Annotated in this window: 15 protein-coding genes; 5 read left to right on the top strand and 10 right to left on the bottom strand. The window is 49.6% G+C overall.

All coding sequences use genetic code 11. The features are described from left to right. Positions 1-38: 38 nt before the first annotated feature. The 7 genes from IEX02_RS17205 to IEX02_RS17175 are packed head-to-tail and all read right to left on the bottom strand — an operon-like array spanning position 39 to position 8846. Positions 39-1880: a DUF885 domain-containing protein gene (locus IEX02_RS17205; RefSeq protein WP_188698051.1), complete on the bottom strand. Its 1842-nt coding sequence runs from the start codon at positions 1878-1880 to the stop codon at positions 39-41. A gap of 30 nt (positions 1881-1910) precedes the next feature. Next, complete coding sequence (locus IEX02_RS17200) at positions 1911-3626, bottom strand: BatD family protein (protein WP_188698049.1); 1716 nt, start codon at positions 3624-3626, stop codon at positions 1911-1913. Continuing rightward, on the bottom strand, positions 3626-5425 hold the full coding sequence (locus IEX02_RS17195) for a vWA domain-containing protein (protein ID WP_188698047.1): 1800 nt from the start codon (positions 5423-5425) through the stop codon (positions 3626-3628). Before IEX02_RS17195 ends, IEX02_RS17200 begins: the two co-directional genes overlap by 1 nt. Next, positions 5425-6426 carry a vWA domain-containing protein gene (locus tag IEX02_RS17190; protein WP_188698045.1) on the bottom strand — a complete coding sequence of 334 codons (1002 nt, stop codon included), beginning with the start codon at positions 6424-6426 and terminating at the stop codon, positions 5425-5427. Before IEX02_RS17190 ends, IEX02_RS17195 begins: the two co-directional genes overlap by 1 nt. Beyond that, complete coding sequence (locus IEX02_RS17185; RefSeq protein ID WP_188698044.1) at positions 6419-6919, bottom strand: DUF4381 domain-containing protein; 501 nt, start codon at positions 6917-6919, stop codon at positions 6419-6421. Before IEX02_RS17185 ends, IEX02_RS17190 begins: the two co-directional genes overlap by 8 nt. Further along, positions 6916-7869: a DUF58 domain-containing protein gene (locus IEX02_RS17180; RefSeq protein ID WP_229702276.1), complete on the bottom strand. Its 954-nt coding sequence runs from the start codon at positions 7867-7869 to the stop codon at positions 6916-6918. The genes IEX02_RS17185 and IEX02_RS17180 overlap by 4 nt, the downstream gene beginning before the upstream one ends. 20 nt (positions 7870-7889) lie before the next feature. Continuing rightward, positions 7890-8846 (bottom strand): AAA family ATPase, encoded by a 957-nt coding sequence (locus tag IEX02_RS17175; RefSeq protein WP_188698041.1) that lies wholly within the window; start codon positions 8844-8846, stop codon positions 7890-7892. Positions 8847-9283: 437 nt separating this feature from the next. On the opposite strand from IEX02_RS17175, the gene IEX02_RS17170 reads away from it, so the two are divergent. Both IEX02_RS17170 and IEX02_RS17165 read left to right on the top strand, forming a co-directional pair. Continuing rightward, positions 9284-9649, top strand: a complete 366-nt coding sequence (locus IEX02_RS17170; RefSeq protein ID WP_188698038.1) for a phasin family protein — start codon at positions 9284-9286, stop codon at positions 9647-9649. Positions 9650-9785: 136 nt separating this feature from the next. Continuing rightward, positions 9786-10397, top strand: a complete 612-nt coding sequence (locus IEX02_RS17165) for a hypothetical protein (protein WP_188698036.1) — start codon at positions 9786-9788, stop codon at positions 10395-10397. Between the two features lie 58 nt (positions 10398-10455). Here the strand turns inward: IEX02_RS17165 and IEX02_RS17160 are convergent, their stop codons facing one another. Both IEX02_RS17160 and IEX02_RS17155 read right to left on the bottom strand, forming a co-directional pair. Further along, positions 10456-10809 carry a YciI family protein gene (locus tag IEX02_RS17160; protein ID WP_188698034.1) on the bottom strand — a complete coding sequence of 118 codons (354 nt, stop codon included), beginning with the start codon at positions 10807-10809 and terminating at the stop codon, positions 10456-10458. A 285-nt stretch (positions 10810-11094) separates the two neighbouring features. Beyond that, complete coding sequence (locus tag IEX02_RS17155) at positions 11095-12348, bottom strand: RNA polymerase sigma factor (protein ID WP_188698033.1); 1254 nt, start codon at positions 12346-12348, stop codon at positions 11095-11097. 547 nt (positions 12349-12895) lie between these two features. Here IEX02_RS17155 and IEX02_RS17150 point away from each other — a divergent pair. The 3 genes from IEX02_RS17150 (at position 12896) to IEX02_RS17140 (ending at position 15232) form a co-directional block, all read left to right on the top strand. Further along, the gene (locus IEX02_RS17150) at positions 12896-13861 is read left to right on the top strand and encodes a retron St85 family effector protein (protein WP_188698031.1); all 966 of its coding nucleotides are present in this window, start codon (positions 12896-12898) and stop codon (positions 13859-13861) included. Then, on the top strand, positions 13858-14790 hold the full coding sequence (locus tag IEX02_RS17145; protein WP_188698029.1) for a retron St85 family RNA-directed DNA polymerase: 933 nt from the start codon (positions 13858-13860) through the stop codon (positions 14788-14790). Before IEX02_RS17150 ends, IEX02_RS17145 begins: the two co-directional genes overlap by 4 nt. 160 nt (positions 14791-14950) lie before the next feature. Continuing rightward, complete coding sequence (locus tag IEX02_RS17140; protein WP_188698027.1) at positions 14951-15232, top strand: type II toxin-antitoxin system Phd/YefM family antitoxin; 282 nt, start codon at positions 14951-14953, stop codon at positions 15230-15232. A gap of 159 nt (positions 15233-15391) precedes the next feature. Here IEX02_RS17140 and IEX02_RS17130 read toward each other — a convergent pair whose 3' ends face one another. Further along, entirely contained in the window at positions 15392-16879 is a 1488-nt protein-coding gene (locus IEX02_RS17130) for a DUF3336 domain-containing protein (RefSeq protein ID WP_188698025.1), read from the bottom strand. Positions 16880-16988 lie beyond the last annotated feature (109 nt).

Below are 16988 nucleotides of genomic sequence, written 5' to 3'. Positions count from 1 at the left end.
TTAGAAAAGTCCGGTATGACCGGACTTTTCTGTGCTTATCAGACCTTTTGTTTTGCTACCCAGGTCTTGACGTTAGCTTCCAGTAAATTCAGTGGCAGGGGGCCGTTTTTCAGCACTTCATCATGGAAACCGCGAAAATCAAACTTATCGCCCAGTTCGTCCATGGCCTCTTGTCGCAATTGCATGATCTTCAACTTACCTACCATATAGGCGGTGGCTTGCCCTGGCATGGCAATATAACGTTCAATGGCTTTTACCACATCTCCTTTGGGGTTGGGGGTATTGTCCAACAGATACTGAATGGCCTGTTCGCGACTCCACTTCTTGCTGTGCATACCGGTGTCGACCACCAGGCGACAGGCGCGCCACAGTTCCATGGCTAAACGACCAAAGTCGGAATAAGGATCCTGATAGAAGCCCATGTCTTTGGCCAGCTCTTCGGTATACAGTCCCCAACCTTCGGTGTAGGCCGTGAACGAGGCATACTTTTGAAAGTCAGGTATGCCTTGCAGCTCCTGGGTAATGGCACGTTGCATATGGTGGCCTGGGATCCCTTCGTGATAGGCCAAGGCTTCCATCTGATAGATGGGCATATTATTCATATCGTACAGATTGGCGTAATAAATTCCCGGACGACTGCCATCTTGTGCCGGGCTTTGATAAAAGGCTTTGCCGGCGGATTTCTCTCTGAATGCTTCTACCCGTTTGACGATCATGTCGGATTGTGGAATCAGACCAAAGTAATCCGGTAGCTGCTCGCCCATGATATCTATCAGTTTTTTTGCTTCACTCAGATACTGTGCCCGGCCTTCATCCGTGTTGGGATAATAGAATTGCGGGTCGGTGCGCATAAATTCAAAGAAGGCCGGCAGGTCGCCCTCAAAATTTACCTTCTTCATGATCTGGCGCATTTGTTGGTGAATGCGCTGCACATTCTCAAGGCCTAACTGATGCACTTGTTCGGCGTTTAAATCTGTGGTGGTAAACCAGTTCAGTCGATTGTCATACCAACTATCGCCATCCGGCAGGCGCCATACACCGTCACCAGCAGGGGAGAGTGCTTGCTGATGTTTAAGTTCGGCAATCATCAGTTCATAGGCCGGTTTAACTTTTTCCAATAAGGCCCGCTTGGCGGCATCCAATAAGGACTGTTTGTCTGCTTCAGGCAGATTCAAGGCGTCCAGCTTGGTGCTGAAGTCGTTCCAAATGGTGGAGTTAGCCTCGGTGTCATCAAACGGCGCACCACTGATTACGTTTTGTGAAGCCACAACCATTTGATCATAAGACCACTTAGGCGGGAAAACGCCGAGCTTTTCACGGATCTTTAATTGCTCAATCACTTGCTCAAATAAGGGTTTAACCGCATCTAAACGGGCAACGTAAGCGTTGGCATCACTGCTGTCAGTAATACGATGAATATTGATCAGAAAGCTGGGTACCAGGGTATGCCAGGCGCTGAACTGATCCATAATATAGCTATGATGACGGAACTTATCATTGGCCAGCTTGCGCTCCAGATCCAGACGATACAAGGTCAGGCTCAACTTTTCCTGTTCGCTCAGCTGGCTCATGTCAAACTGCGCAACCTGACTCAGGCGCTGGGTATACAAGGCGGCTTCACGCTCTGCTGCCTGTTCTGAAACGTCATCCCATTTACCGTAGTCCCATTTCAATCCGCGATAGCTTTGTGTCATCGGAGAACGCTGTAAGTCCTCCTTGTAGCTTTGTGCAAAAAATGCCGCCAGGCGCTCGGACTCAGACTGACTGGCCATGGCCGAGGTGCCGGCTGGTTCTGCATGTTGTTTGGGTGGCTCTGCTGGGCTGCAAGCGCTGATCGCCAGTGCAATCAGACTGGCTTGGAAAAAACGTTGAGGTTGCATAGGGGGCTCCTAAGGTTGTTATCGTTGTTATCAGGCGATATGCAAAGTGGCCAGGCCCTCGCCCGGGCGCTGTTTTCGCCGCTTATGCTCCTTGCGCAGTGCGGTTAATGCTGCCTTGAGTCCATCGGCATCCCAGCCGCTGCCATGCTCTGCATAGCGGCTGGCGAGTAATTGTTCAATGGCGGTATTAAGCTTGGTGTCTTTTATGTGCTCCCGGCATTGGGCTAAGCTGCCGCGCGTCCCCAGATGCAGGTTAAGCCAACGTGTCAGAGATTGCACAGTTTGCTGACTGTCTTTGTTCTTCAGAGCCTGTATCAGACGTTGCCAGGCTTGATCTTCTATATCATTTTTTGTTGGCACAACAGCGCGCTTAGGTTGTGCTCGGTTCTGCCACCACCAAAGTGCCAGCGTCAACAGCCACAAAATCAGCAGCACCGTGCTACTGACCGACCACCAACTATTATTGTTTGGCAATACCACTCCAGGATGGCCATCTTCAGGCATCACTTGATCGTCACCTGGGCTTGGCTGGCTGGGGGCGATAGGTGCCGGCGCCAGGGTTTGGGTGCCAGCTGCTGCCGGTTCTATTTGAATGGTTTTCGCAGGCAGTGTGGCGAACTCGGTTTGACGTGTAACGATATTAAACCAGGGGATACGCACTTCAGGTAACCTCAATTCACCTGCACTGGATGGAATAATGGCCACCGATTCAGTGCGCTGAGCAACCAAGGTATCATCTTTTTCTACCGTGGTGTTGTTGGCTTGATCCGGATAGGTTTTCACCGAATCAGGGTATTGGGTGTTAATGGCTGGCAGTTGTTCTTCTACTACCCCCAAGGCCGTCAATGTGATCGTGCGGGTTATAGGCTCACCCACCCGGTACGCTTTGCCGCTGCCTTGCCATTCTTCATGCAGTTCCACGTATTCACTGGGCAGCCAGGGATGCGGATAAGCCGCAGGAATCGGCAGCACCTCTACCTCAATAGCCGGACCTACTCTGGTAATGGTTTTAGTCTGATTGAAAAAGCCAAAAGACTGACTGTTGCGCTCTACCACCTCACCGTCAAACAATGGGCCTTCAATGGTAAACTTGCCACTGGTTTGCGGGATAATGGCAAAACGACGCTCGATGACCCGGTAGCGCTGGCCATTGTCAATTTCGCTGTATTCTTTGTCTTTACCTATCTGACGAATATCTGCCCCTTCTAACTTGGGTGCGGACAGACTGCCGCGTTGCAGATCCCTGGCCAGATAGAGTTTAACTGTGTAGTGGATTTGCTGTTGCAGATACACCTGGTTGAGGTCGGCTTTAGTATCAATATAGATATCCCGCGCTTGCCCGCGGGTTGCGGAACTGGCCGGTAGCACCATCAGATTAATCGGCTGGCTGCGCACACCGTCAATCTCAAACGCTGGGATCTGGAAACGTCCCGCATCACGGGGGATCAAATGGGTGGTCCACTTAGTGGTGCGGGTCATATCAAAGTTAACGATCTGGGTTTGAGTGCTGACCGAAGTTCTTCCCACTACAAAGTCTTTAAGTAAGGGCGAGGGGTCAAACTTATTGTTGTCCACCGAGTCGTTGGCGGTTACTTCAAGGACGATACCTTCATCCACCATGGCGGGGTTTTTATCCACTGTGGCATGCACTTCGGTAACATCGGCAATGGCTGTTTGGCTCAGCATCAGGCTGGCCAATACAACTAAGAAAACGGAAAACGTGGTTTTAACGAATACTGATTGCATCACCAATTCCTTTGAACTCGGTTAGGCAGGCTATGACGACGGCGCTGCTGATTTTCCAGCAGCATCTTTCTTTTTAACAGGTAAGCGGGATCATCCGGCACCTTACGCAGCAGATTTTGCAGGCGCTGCTGCTCCTCACGTTCTTCCTGTGTCGATGGCGTGTCTTGGGCCTCGGCTTGTGATTGCTGTTGTTCGCCATCCTGCTGTTCGTCGGACTGCTGCTCTGATTGTTGTTCTTGCTGGTCTTGTTGATCCTGCTGTTGCTGATCGCCTTGCTGCGGGTCGTCCTGCTGTTGATTTTGCTCAGACTCCTGCTGTTGACCGTCTTGCTCACCTTGTTGCTGCTGATCTTGCTGTTGTTGATCCTGCTTTTCGTTTTGCTGATCCTGCGGCTGACTGTTAGATGATTGCTGTTGTTGCTGCTCCTGCTGCTTTTTCATCTGCTCCAGCAAGGCTTTATTGGCTTTGGCATCTTCGTTGTTAGGATCGACCTTAAGTGCCTTTGCATAGGCGTCTATGGCTTGGTCTAACTCGCCCATGTGAGCCAAAGCATTGCCTTGGTTATACAGAGCTTGAGGCGTGTCCATTTTGGAAAAGGCATCAAGGGCGCCCTGGAAGTCGCCGTTTTTATATAAGCTGCTGCCTTTCCACATAGGGTCACTGAATTGCTTGGCGGCCTGTTCGTAGTCTTTATTAGCAAAAGACCTGGCGCCTTGCTGGTCGCCGCGTTGCCATAAATCGTCCCATACACCGGCATAAGCAGGCTTACTTATCATTGGGCTGACCAGTAACATCACTGTTGCCAGGCTCAAAATACCCCGTCTGAAGCCGTAAGCGGCCAGTGGTAATAATAGCAACGCAAGATAGGGACCGGCTTCTTGCCATTGGTCGCCGGCTTGCTGCTGTTGTTCCTCATCGGTGTCTCTTGAGAGTAGCTCCTGACTGGTGAGGTATTCGATATCTCTGTCATTGGACTGCAGTCGCACGTATCGTCCGTGACCTTTGTCGGCCAGAAGCTGTAAATTGCTTTCGTCCAAACGCGGGATCACTATACTGCCATCGCTTTGTTTAAGCAGTTCACCGTTGGTGAGTTTAATCGGTGCGCCTTCGTCGCTACCTACCGCCAGAATGGATAAGCGAAATGGGGTCTCACCAATCAAATGGGTTATGGGCGCTACCTGGCTGGGCTCAACACCATCTGTGATCCAAAATATTTCGCCTTGCTGGTAACCAGCATTACTCAATAGCTCAATGGCCTGACGCAGCCCTTCGGTGGGCTCACTACCTGGCACCGGCATAATCTCCGGGGCCAGGCTCGGAATTAGGGTATTCAGGGTTTGCGCATCGGAGCTTAACGGGCTGATGGTAAAGGCCTCTCCGGCATAGGCAACCAAACCGGTTTCGCCCTCGCCAATGGCATTGACTAAATCCATGGCCTTGTAGCGGGCGCGGGTCAATCGGTCTGGGCTGACGTCGGTGGCGCGCATAGACAACGACATATCCATCACTACCACTTTACCTGTGTGCAACTGAAAAACCGGCTGAGGCAGCTTTTCCCAGGTAGGGCCCGCCAGAGCCACTACTGCCAATAACCAGCCCAATGCTAATAAACTGAGCGGTGGTCGTTGCTTGCTGGTAGCCGCATCGGTGACCAGATGCCGGTATAAATGCCCGGCGAGCACCCCTTGCCAACCGGATTGGTGACGACCCAGATAGCGCAGCGACAACAATAGTGCCAGCAGCGGCAGTAGCGCCAGTAACCAGCCTGGGCGCAGAAAATGAAACTGACTGAAGTCCATTATGCGCTCCTCCTGGATAAATTCATCAACCAGCGTCCTATTGGACTCAGGCTCAACAAGACGGTCAACGCCAGTGCCAATGCCAGAGGGTAATAGAACAGGGCGGTTTGCGGTCGCATTTGACGGCTTTCCCGGGCCACGGGTTCCAGCTCATCCAATCTGGCATAAATGGCTTCCAACCCCTGGGTATCGCGGGCGCGGAAATACTGCCCGCCGGTACTTTGCGCCAGTTCGGTCAGCATGTTCTCGTCCAATTCCTGCGAGGGATTAACCTGGCGGGTGCCAAAGAAGCTTTGTACCAGCATGCTGTCAGCACCCACGCCAATGGTATACACAGTGATATTGTGCTGAATGGCCAGGTCATTTGCCTGCCTGGGGGTAATGTTACCGGCGGTATTCTGGCCGTCGGTTAACAGTATCAGCACCCGGTTGGACTCTTTGCGCGCCTCAAAACGTTTCACCGCCAGGCCTACCGCATCGCCAATGGCGGTTTGTTCACCCACCAGGCCGATGACGGCTTCATCCAGCAGTTGATGCACGGTTTCCCGGTCATAGGTCAAAGGCGCTTGCAAATAGGCGGTATCGGCAAACAGAATCAGCCCCAAACGGTCACCCACCCGGCGCTGAATAAATTCACCCAATACATGTTTAATCATCACCAAACGGTCAACGGTGCGGCCATTGACCTGCATATCTTCCACTTTCATGGAGCCGGACAAGTCCACCGCAATCATCAGATCGCGCCCCTCGGCAGGTACATTGACCGGCTCACCCAGCCACTGCGGACGGGCGGCCGCCAGCACCAGACATAACCAGGCAAGCGTAGCCATCACCAAACGACCGCGGCTACTGCCGGTTTTGCGCGTGGAGCCGACAAAGCTGGCGTCCAGATGCGGTACCCGTAGGGCGGCGCTTTGGCCCTTGTGCCGCTCTGGTAATAAACGAAATAAAAACGGCAGTGGCAGCGCCAACAGCGCCCAAAGCCAGGCAAACTCAAACATGGCCTGCCTCCCGTAAGCGTTTTTTCGACGGTGGCAATGCCTGGTTTATCCACTGCTTGGCCAGGTCCCGGTAGTGCTCGGCATTGTCCAGTTTGGCATCGGCCCGATAGAGATTATCCAACAGCGGCTGATAGTCGCGGATAAATGCCTCCCGGCGTTTTTGCGGAAGCAAACTGGCCAGTAGGTCTAACCAGGCTTGCTGGTGCAAGCTGGCACTGGCTTCACGGGGTAAATAGGTCAAGGTTAAACGTTTAAGCAGACTGTTAAGGCTATCCGGCCAGTGGGGTTGAGTCAGATCCAGGCTGGCCAGTTCGGCCTGCGCCTGTCTAATTGCCAGCTTTTTGCGCCGGGCAGCCACAAGGGTTCTGACTGTGAAGATCAACAGCGCTAAAATCACGGCTGCCAGCAGCCACCACCCATAAGCAGGTGGCCAGGCACTGACCGGGTCGGGTAGATGAATGTCTTTGAGCGCTGCGAGGGGATTGGCGTTCATGCTTTGGTCCCCAATTGCAGCTCCAGCGGCAATGCGCAGGATACCGGCAGTACCTGACAACGGCATTGTTTAAGCAAACGAATCATGGCATCGGTTTGTTGCTGATGAGTTTGAAAATACTGCTCGGCAGCCTGTTTTTCCCCAAGCAGCAAAGTACGCTGCTCGCTACCGTCTGTGACACTGACCAGCTGTGGCACTTTGACCGACGGCAAGGCATGTTCAAATGGATCGCTGATGGGGTAGGCCACCAGTTCGCAGTGACGGCCCAAACGATGCAAATGTTGCTTGGCCGTATCGTTTAACTGGCTAAAATCACTGATCAGAAAGATCAAACTGCCGGGGCGGGCCAGGCGGCGTAGTCTCGCACAGGCGTCACTGAAGCTTAGTTGCTGCGGTTTGTTCTGATGTGGCTGATGCAACTGCATTAAGCCACTCATTAGCGACATTACGGCTTTTTGCCGGGTTAGCGGTTTGTATTCCAGATGCTGGTCCTGGTTGTACAGCAAGCCACCGATACGGTCGCCACGCTTGCGCGCCGACCAGGCGATGAGCGCCGTCAGGTGAGCGGCCTGCACCGACTTAAACAAAAAGCGGGTACCAAAATGCATGCTGGCAGACAGATCGGTGAGGATAAAAATCGGCCGCTCTTTTTCTTCCCGATACAGCTTAGTATGGGTTTTCCCCGTGCGGGCCGTAACGCGCCAGTCAATGGCACGAATATCATCACCGGGCTGATAATGCCTGGCTTCATCAAATTCCATCCCCCGGCCTTTGGTTTTGGCCAGGTAAGTCCCGGCCAGCTTGGCCTGAATGGTCTTTCTGGGGGTTAAGTCCAGCAAGCTGGTTTTACTTTGGTAATACAGCAACTCACGAATCGACAAATTAATGCCGTCGCTGTGATGTTGCTGTAACCAATGCAGTGCGTCTTGCGGGGACGAGGTGTCGACCACGTGCTGCTCCCTCATCACCATCAGGGTACCGGAACCAGTTCCAGAATTCTGTCCAGCACCTGATTGGTGGTGATGCCCTCGGCTTCGGCATCATAGGACAGCAATAAACGGTGACGTAATACATTGTGGAACACCGCCTGAATATCGTCCGGACCAACAAAGTCCCGGCCTTGCAACCAGGCGTGGGCACGGGCGCAGCGATCCAGGGCAATAGTGGCACGAGGGCTGGCACCAAATTCAATCCAGCCAGCCAGGGCGCTATCCAGGGCGTCTGGGGTGCGGGTGGCCATAATCAGTTGCACCAGGTATTTTTCCAGTGACTCGGCCAGGTGGATTTTCAGCACCGCTTCACGGGCGGCAAAGATATCCTGCTGGGTTAAGTTTGGCGCATTAACCTTGGCCTGGTGCAGGGCCTCATTACGGGTCAGACGCAAAATTTCCAGCTCAGTGTCGGCGCCGGGATAATCGATTTCCAGATGCATCAGAAAGCGGTCTAACTGGGCTTCTGGGAGGGGATAAGTACCTTCCTGCTCAATGGGGTTTTGGGTGGCCATAACCAAAAACAACTCGGGCAACTGGTAGGTTTTATTGCCCACGGTAATCTGCCGCTCCGCCATGGCTTCCAGCAGTGCCGATTGCACTTTGGCCGGGGCCCGGTTGATTTCATCGGCCAGTACCAAATTATGGAACAGCGGACCACGCTGGAAGACAAAGCTGCCGTCTTCCGGACGGTAAATATCCGTACCGGTTAAATCGGCGGGGAGTAGGTCCGGGGTAAACTGCACACGGTGAAAATCCCCTTCAATGCCCTTAGCCAGGGCATTGACTGCACGGGTTTTGGCAAGCCCAGGAGGGCCTTCCACCAATAAGTGACCATCTGCCAGCAGGGCAATCAGAATATTTCGGGTTAAGGTGGACTGCCCGATAACCTGGGAGTCGAGGTAGGCTTGCAGTTGTTTGAATTGTTCGGCTGCCATGGTACTTCCGTAGTTTTTTCCTGCCCCTGTCGGGCTTCGGATTCAAATTGTCTAATTCTATTCACTTGTGCCTGCCGCATTGCGGCCGCATCTGTTGCCTGAAGGCGAAAACGCAACAGGATGCTGGTCTTTGAGGCTCAAGTCTATATAGGGTTCCAAACCAGAAATACAATGTTACAGAATTAGATTCCTTTTGTTGCCGTGTTTAAAAGCGCTTAAAGCGGCATAAATGGAGGCATGCAGAGGCATTTTGCAGGTTTTATCATCCTCATGTTGTGCGAAATAAATTTTTTATTTTCAGATGGTTAGCGGGATTTTTGCGATTAATTTGGGAGGCGTGAGTGATTAGTATGCGGTTTCTAAAAACTTTCTCTAGTCTAGAGCATAGGTGAGGAGGCAACTCCCATTATTCTGAAGACAAGCGAAGGAGTCTGATCATGAGCAAACTAGACAGTCTGAAAACTAAGGTAAATGACGCCGAAGATTTTGCCCGCAAGATCTGGTTGGCCGGGTTGGGCGCATACGGCAAGAGCCTGGATGAAGTACAAGGTCGCTACGAGAAATTAAATGCCGATGCGGCCAAGGTGTTTGACGAGCTGGTGGAAAAAGGCAGCAAGATTGAAGCCGACACCAAAGACAAGCTCAAAGAAAAAACCAATGTTGAAGCCAGGGTGGCTGAAGTGCGTAAGAAGTTAGGCTTGGACAAGCCGGATATGGAGCAAAAAGTGGATGAGCTTTCTGCCAAGATTGACGCACTGGCAGCAGCGGTTGCCAAATTAGCTGAGAAGCAAGCTAAGTCCTGACTATAAAAACCGCGCAGCAGCGCGGTTTTTTATGTGGGATTAGTGGGCAGGGTTCAACATCGTTTTGCCCCCAAGCTATTCCGAACTTAGATGACGGAATGCCGTTTTGGGAGCTGGGCGTTAAAAGGACAGGCAAATGAAACAGCAAACCAAGGGTAAAGACAGCTATCGTAATCTGTGGTTAGCCGGGCTTGGTGCATTTGAGCAAGGCCGCCAGTTGGCCGATGCGCAGTTGGATAAATTGCAGGCCAGTAGCAAAGCACAATTTGCACAACTGGTAGAACGCGGTGAAGCAGAGCAGGCCAAATTGGGTGAAAACAACCTGGTCGCGCGCTGGTTCAGAAAACCGGCGCAGCAGGTTAAGGCGCAATTGGCCCCCGGTCAGCAGCGTTTGGCTGACAGCATCGAGCGGCTGGATCAGGTGATGACTCAGTTACAGAGCGTGCTGGATAGCGAGTTGGCACAAGTTGAGTCTCAGGCTGAAAAGGTGGCAGAAGCGAAAACTCGCAATACTGCGCAAGATGCCAGTCAGGCAAAACAGCCATCCGCTGATGCGGGTAAAAACAGTCAAGCAGCACAACAAACCCAAGTGGTGGTGACATCCTCTGCGGACTCAGGGACGGCGGAAAAAAGTACGGAAAAATCAGCAGCGGCCAACAAGCCAACGGCAAGTAAAGCTGCAGCGGCTGCGCGCCCAAGCCGCGCCACTAAAAGTGCACCAAGGGCCGCTAAAGGTACAGAAAGCTGAGGGCGGGTCAGTTTCATGCCCTCAGCGTTACTGAATTGAGATTTCAGCCTCTGTCAGCTTAAACTGGCAGTTCGCGGATAGGGCGAATTTCTATGCTGCCAAGACGGGCCGGCGGAATACCGCTGGCCAGTTTAATGGCTTCGTCCAGATCGGCGGCTTCCATCAGGTAAAAGCCGGCCAGTTGCTCTTTGGTTTCGGCAAAGGGGCCGTCGGTTAGCTGCAGCTTGCCGTCACGAATTCTGACCGTGCTGGCGGTATCCGTCATTTGCAGGGCGTTGCCACCGATACAATGCCCAGAGCCGCGCACGCCGTCACCAAAGCTCTTACATTCTTTATTCAGATCCAGCCACTGCTGCTCTGTCATGTCTTTGATAATCTGCTCATCGTAGTAAACCAGGCATACATATTTCATCTGTTGCTCCTTGTTGGTCATGCTTACAGCATAAAAGAACGCCGAAACGGGCGTGGTTGCGATGTGTTGTTTTCCTTAGGCGTTGGTTTTTTAGTATCTCGCTTGGTGTTGTCTGACATGGCTAAGGCTCCTGTATTTTTTGTTTATTCTCCAGCTTGTCGTTTCGCCTTAGCCCATTTCGACAAAAGTCTTTAATCCAATTAGACAAGCGCCCCTAACCCAATTTGAAAAGAGTCCTTAACCAAATTTGACGAGAGTCTTTAACCCTCTTTGACAAAAGCCGAATTATTTTTCCAGTTCAACCAGGCATTTTTGCAAAAAACGCATTTCCGGGCCCTGTTTGGTTAAGCTCAGCGCCTGCGCATATGCTTGTCGTGCTTCGCTCAGTTGCCCTAAGCGTCGGTACATATCAGCCCGTGCGGCATGAAACAGATGATACTGGGCAAGCTTGTTTTCCAGCCCCTGCATTTCCTGTATACCTGCTTGTGGTCCATCCCGCATGGCAATGGCCGCGGCCCGGTTAAGCTCTACTACGGGCGTTGGGGAAGCCTGTCTAAGCAAATCATACAACTGCACAATGCGCTGCCAGTCCGTATCGGCAAAGCGAATGGCCAGGGCATGTTGAGCGGCTATGGCCGCCTGCAGGGCAAAACTGCCGATTTCTCCCGCCAGCATGGCTTCCTGAACCAGCATTAAGCCCTGGCGGATTTGTGCGTGATCCCACTGGCGCCTGTCTTGAAATTCCAGTTGGATCAGATCGCCCTCAGCGTTGTGCCGGGTCATGCGTCTGGCATCTTGCAACAGCATCAGTGCCAGCAAGCCGCTGACTTCGCCATCCGGCAACAGCTGCCTGAGCAGATGGCCGAGACGTATGGCCTCACTGCAAAGATCCTGACGAATCAGATCGTCGCCTGTGGTGGCTGAATATCCCTCATTGAACACCAGATAAATCACATGCAGCACGGACTCCAGTCGTTCGGGAAGATCCTGCTCGCCAGGCACCACATAGGGAATCTTGGCATCGCGAATCTTGTTTTTGGCCCGCACAATACGCTGCGCCAGGGTAACCGATGAGGTTAGAAACGCACGGGCAATTTCATCTGTGCTTAGATCGCAGATTTCCCTTAAGGTCAGGGCCAGCTGCGCTTCAATGGACAGGGCTGGATGGCAACAGGTAAAAATCAGGCGTAAGCGATCATCTTCAATATCTGGCTGCTCGGTATAGTCTTCTTCATAGTCAGGTTCGCTGCTAGGAGCAAACTCCTGCATCAGATGAGCAAAACGCTGATTACGGCGAATTTGATCTATGGCTTTAAAGCGACCGGCAGACACCAGCCAGGCCCGGGGGTTATCGGGAATACCGTCATTTGGCCACTGCTTTAAGGCGGCGCTGAAGGCTTCCTGCAAGGCTTCTTCTGCCAGCTCAAAATCACCCAGCAAGCGGATCAGCGTGGCCAGCACCCGGCGTGATTCATGCTGATAAATCCGCTGGATCTGCGCAGCGATAAGCGCTCCTGAATCAGATTCTGCCTTCCACATTTATCATTCCCTGCCTGATATAGAGTAAAGCAGGGTAGCAGCACTTCGCCGCGCTGGAAATGCCTGAAAAACCACGCCTTAGGGTCTTTCCATATAACCGCTTCTCCCTGCAGAATATATAAGTGCATTACATACCGCGTATGCATAGACGGATAGTGACTTTGTCATCACTAAGACCTGCCTCTGATTTTTCTGGCAAACCATTGGATACTGAAATAAAGTCTATAAATCAATAAATTGGACCGGGTTATCGGCTTTAGACACTAGCTACCTATCAGCCTTAACTGCCTAAAGAAGTTTAGGTGTTGCTTCTAACTGTTTGACAAATTAACATTGTAATACTCTTTAGCGTTTAGGCTGTTGAAATTTTAAGCCTTGTCCGGCGATTCGCCAGACACAAACTTATTGAGCACATCTGGGCTGCGTTAGATATTTATCTACCGATCCTTCGTGCCTCAGGAGCGGTAGATAAATATCTAACGCTTCCTCTGAGTAAAGAGTTAAATAATGGGGCTTTTAAGCCCCATTATTCATATAAGGAAGTAAATTGAGCTCTAAGTTTGAAGATACTTTAATAGAAGCTTTTGAGGATCTAAGTACTCAAAAGTTTAAAGTGAATTTGGAGACTCACCACTTATTTGTCTGTGGTGGCGAAGTAGATGCTAAAGCAGACTATCCACTGAGTTTTCGCGACCATTTAATTAGTTATTCTGCTTCAAAATTTTCTGACATACATGATTCTATAGTTCAAGCTGAAACCTTCAAAGATTATTTTAAAGAAAATGCTTACCCTGACCTTCTTGTCTTTGAAGAAGAAATAGCAAATTTAGCATCTCTGGTTATTATATTTTTAGAAAGTCCTGGCTCTTTAGTTGAACTTGGTATGTTTTGCACGAAGCCTGACTTTTTTAATAAATTAATCATAATAGCTCCTCAAGAAGAGGTTGAGGGTGAAGATTCATTTATATATCTAGGGCCTCTTGAAAATATTAAGAAAAAGGAACCTACAGCGGTAGCTGTTTATCCTTGGCCAGTTAAGGGAGAAAAATACGAAAATTCTCACCTTGAAGATTTATGTAAAAGTATTGAAGAAAAGCTTTCATCTTTACCTAAAAATGTCGAATTTAGAAAATCAAATTCAGGTCATGTAGCTTTATTAATCGCAGAGATAATTAGAATTGGCTACCCTATGATTTTGAGTGAGATTGAGTTTGTTTTGATGGCGTTAGAACTTGACATAAAGCAATCTGAAATTACTCGTCATATATACCTTTTAAATAAGCTGAAAATAATCGACTCGATCTTTTATAGTCGCTACAGATATTATTACTCGAAACAGCCTCAAACCCGTATTCTAAACTTTGGGAAGCTTTCTACAGGGAAAGGTTTCGACGAACAAAGTGTGAGAATGAAGATCCAGCAATCATTTTTAATTAGTGGTGATGATCTATCTCGAAAGAGAAAAAATGCGATGAAGCAAATATTAGCTAAAGCAAAAGAGGGTGTAAAATGATTATCGAACACTTGTCTGAGACTTTATTTTTAGCTGAACACGATATTGTTAGGTTCTCTCTATCCTCACCTCATCGTTATAAAGTTTATGAAATCCCAAAACGAAACTCTAGTAAAACTCGGACAATTGCACATCCATCAAAAGAACTCAAATTTATTCAAAGAGCATTAGTAGAGTTTCTTTCCAAAATACTTCCAATTCATGAAGCTGCTTTTGCATATAAAAAAGGGATGGGAATTAAAGATAATGCGAAGCAACACTCTAAATCTAAATATCTGTTAAAAATGGATTTTAAAGATTTTTTTCCTAGTATAACCCCTGATTTGTTTTTTAGGGTGGCTGAAGATTATGGAATTGAATTTAATGAAAATGACCGAATAGTACTTACAGGTTTATTGTTTTGGAAGCCTAAAAGAAGTGATGGTTTAGTCTTAAGTATTGGAGCTCCTACATCACCATTGATTTCTAATTTCGTAATGTTTGAATTTGATAAAAAAGTAAGCTCGGATTGCTTAAATAAGAAAATTACTTATACAAGGTATGCTGATGATATAACTTTTTCTACTCGTGTTAAAGATGCTTTATTCGAAATACCTCCTTTTATATCTTCTGTTCTAAATGAAACAGTAAAAGGTATAGAGCTCAACCCAGAGAAAACTATATTTACGTCTCGAGCTCATAATAGACACGTTACAGGAGTTACTCTGACTAATGATGGAGAGATCTCGGTTGGGCGAGAGAAGAAAAGGTTAATCTCTTCAATGATCCATAAGTCAAAATATAGTAAGTTAAGCAGTGAAGCTGCAGCTAATTTGTTGGGGTTGATATCCTATGCAACACATATTGAGCCTGAATTTATGGATAGAATGATCAAAAAATATGGAGCTGAGGTGATACAAGCAATTAAAGCCCGTGCTATCGGCAGTTAACAAAGTACTTGATTTAGTTCCGGCAAACAAACAACGTGGTCTCCGCGTTACTGCTTGCGCTACGCCAGCCCACTAGTAAAGCATTGCAACATCAACTTCTTGCTCATAATAATTAGTTGCCCTACTATTTGTACGTTATCTTGTACTTTAAAGGTTCCTTATGAGTCGCATTCGTCTTGATCAAGATATTCAGCCATTGTCTGAGTTTCGCGCAGGTGTCGCTTCTTACATCAAACAAATCAATGAGACTCGTCGCCCATTGGTTGTTACGCAACGTGGTAAGGGGGTTGCCGTTGTTCTTGATGTTGCAGAGTACGAAGCAATGCAAGAGAAAATCGAATTACTGGAAGAAATGCGCACAGCGGAAGCTCAGCTGGCTTCAGGACTTGGTGTTTCTAATGAAGATGCACGTGCCCAAGTTTTGGGGCGCATTAGCAAGTGAAAGTAGTTTGGTCTCCATTAGCGCTTCAGAAGCTAGGCGATGCTGCTGAGTTTATTTCTTTGGATAATCCATCTGCTGCAAAAAAGTGGGTAAACGACGTTTTCGATAAAACGGCCTTCTAAAAGCATTTTAGAATGATCCCCATACCTTAATGCCACATTAGCCCAAGGCTTGCTTGGGCTTGCTGGTAGGGCCTGGCAGATTGGTTAGGATCTGCGCTTCACGCTGTTTAAGTTGTTGCAGATAGTAGCGGAACTGCTTGCTGATCTGGGTGCTGCGGCGGATCAAATCCAGTTGCGGCCAGGTGGCCCGCTCGCCACTTTTTATCAGCTCGCTGATGCTCTGCTCTGTGGGATTGGCCAACAGGTACTTTAAGCTGCCAAGCCCCTGTTGCGGCAATATGTTGATATCCCCCACATACTGCTGATCAATGATGGAACGTAGTTTATGAATGCCAAGCTTAGCGGCCTTACCTGGCACCAAGTTTTCCATAATATCAAAGGCATAGATGCTGTTGCTTTTGGCAAGGCCGACCAAATGGCGTTTGGTCAGGGCCAGTACACCGCGGCTATGCTGTTTACGCCTGGATAAAAACGGCACGGCCAAAGGGTTGGTCTGGCTGACAATACTGTGGTTAACCCCATACAAACGTGCTAGCCGGTTAAAAGGCAGATCAGCCATCAGCGAGCCGTCGGCAAAGCGGCGGCTGGGAATATAAGGCACAATGTCACCGGCTTGATTACGCGCTTTAAGTTGCACGGGGTCAAACACCAGGGGAATGGCGCAGGAGGCCCGTACCGCCTGGGTAATAATGGCATTAGGGCTGGTCTTGGCATTAAGTAAACGTGAGTACTGGTGCAGATCGGATGGGGACACCGTAATAGTCACCTGTCTGCCGGTGAGCTGGTAGGCATCTTCGAAGGTCAGTAAATCAAACAACTCAATAAGGGCATTTTCCAGATTGGTGCTGTCCAGCCAACTGCCTTTTCCTGGCCCTTGCCAGATACTCCATTTGTGAAAACGGGCATAGATAGCCTCTGGGCTGAGTAGGTCCATCAACTGGGCATCGCGCCGGGTAGCCAGCAGCGCCGCTACAATAGAGCCTGCGCTGGCACCGGAAATCACCGGCGGCAAGAGATCATGTTCCAATAAGGATCGCACCACACCACAGTGGAAAAAGCCCAGGCCCGCACCGCCACTTAGCATCAGGCAGCTTTGCCCGTAGGCATGGGTGGTTTCTTCAAAAAATGACAGCTTTTCATGAAAGTCGATATCGCGTTCATCGGCATTAAAGATAAATTCCAGTGCCGAGCACACTTCATCCAGAAAGGTTTGGATAAGTACTTTTGTGCCTACCTTGGCATAGTTACCCAGTTCCGGGTTGGCAATATTGGCCAGATTGCCGTGGATCCCTTCGTGCAGGATAAACATTAAACCGGCGGCGTCATTGTTGGCTTTGGCCGCCTGCATGCGTTCCACTCGCTTACGAATCAGGCGAAAGTCATAATCGTTGGATTTATCCTGTTGCTTCCAGTCATCGGCACCGGATAGCTGGTCGTGCTCCAGGCTGGCTTGCAGGAACTCGTTATAACTGGCCGCATTGTCGATAGCCAGTTGTACTTTGTTCAGCGCTGTTTTGTTTGTCATATACCACCCCGACCAACATCAACATTTATACTCTGATCAAATGCAAAAAAATTGGAAACGGCAACCTAATTTTTTGTATGGGTAAGAAGGATGGCAGGGGAAAATAGCA

Source organism: Bowmanella pacifica, assembly GCF_014645355.1.
In the GTDB taxonomy this organism is placed as follows: domain Bacteria; phylum Pseudomonadota; class Gammaproteobacteria; order Enterobacterales; family Alteromonadaceae; genus Bowmanella; species Bowmanella pacifica.
Note: the sequence above shows the minus strand (reverse complement) of the source record. Positions and strands in the feature narration are given on the sequence as shown.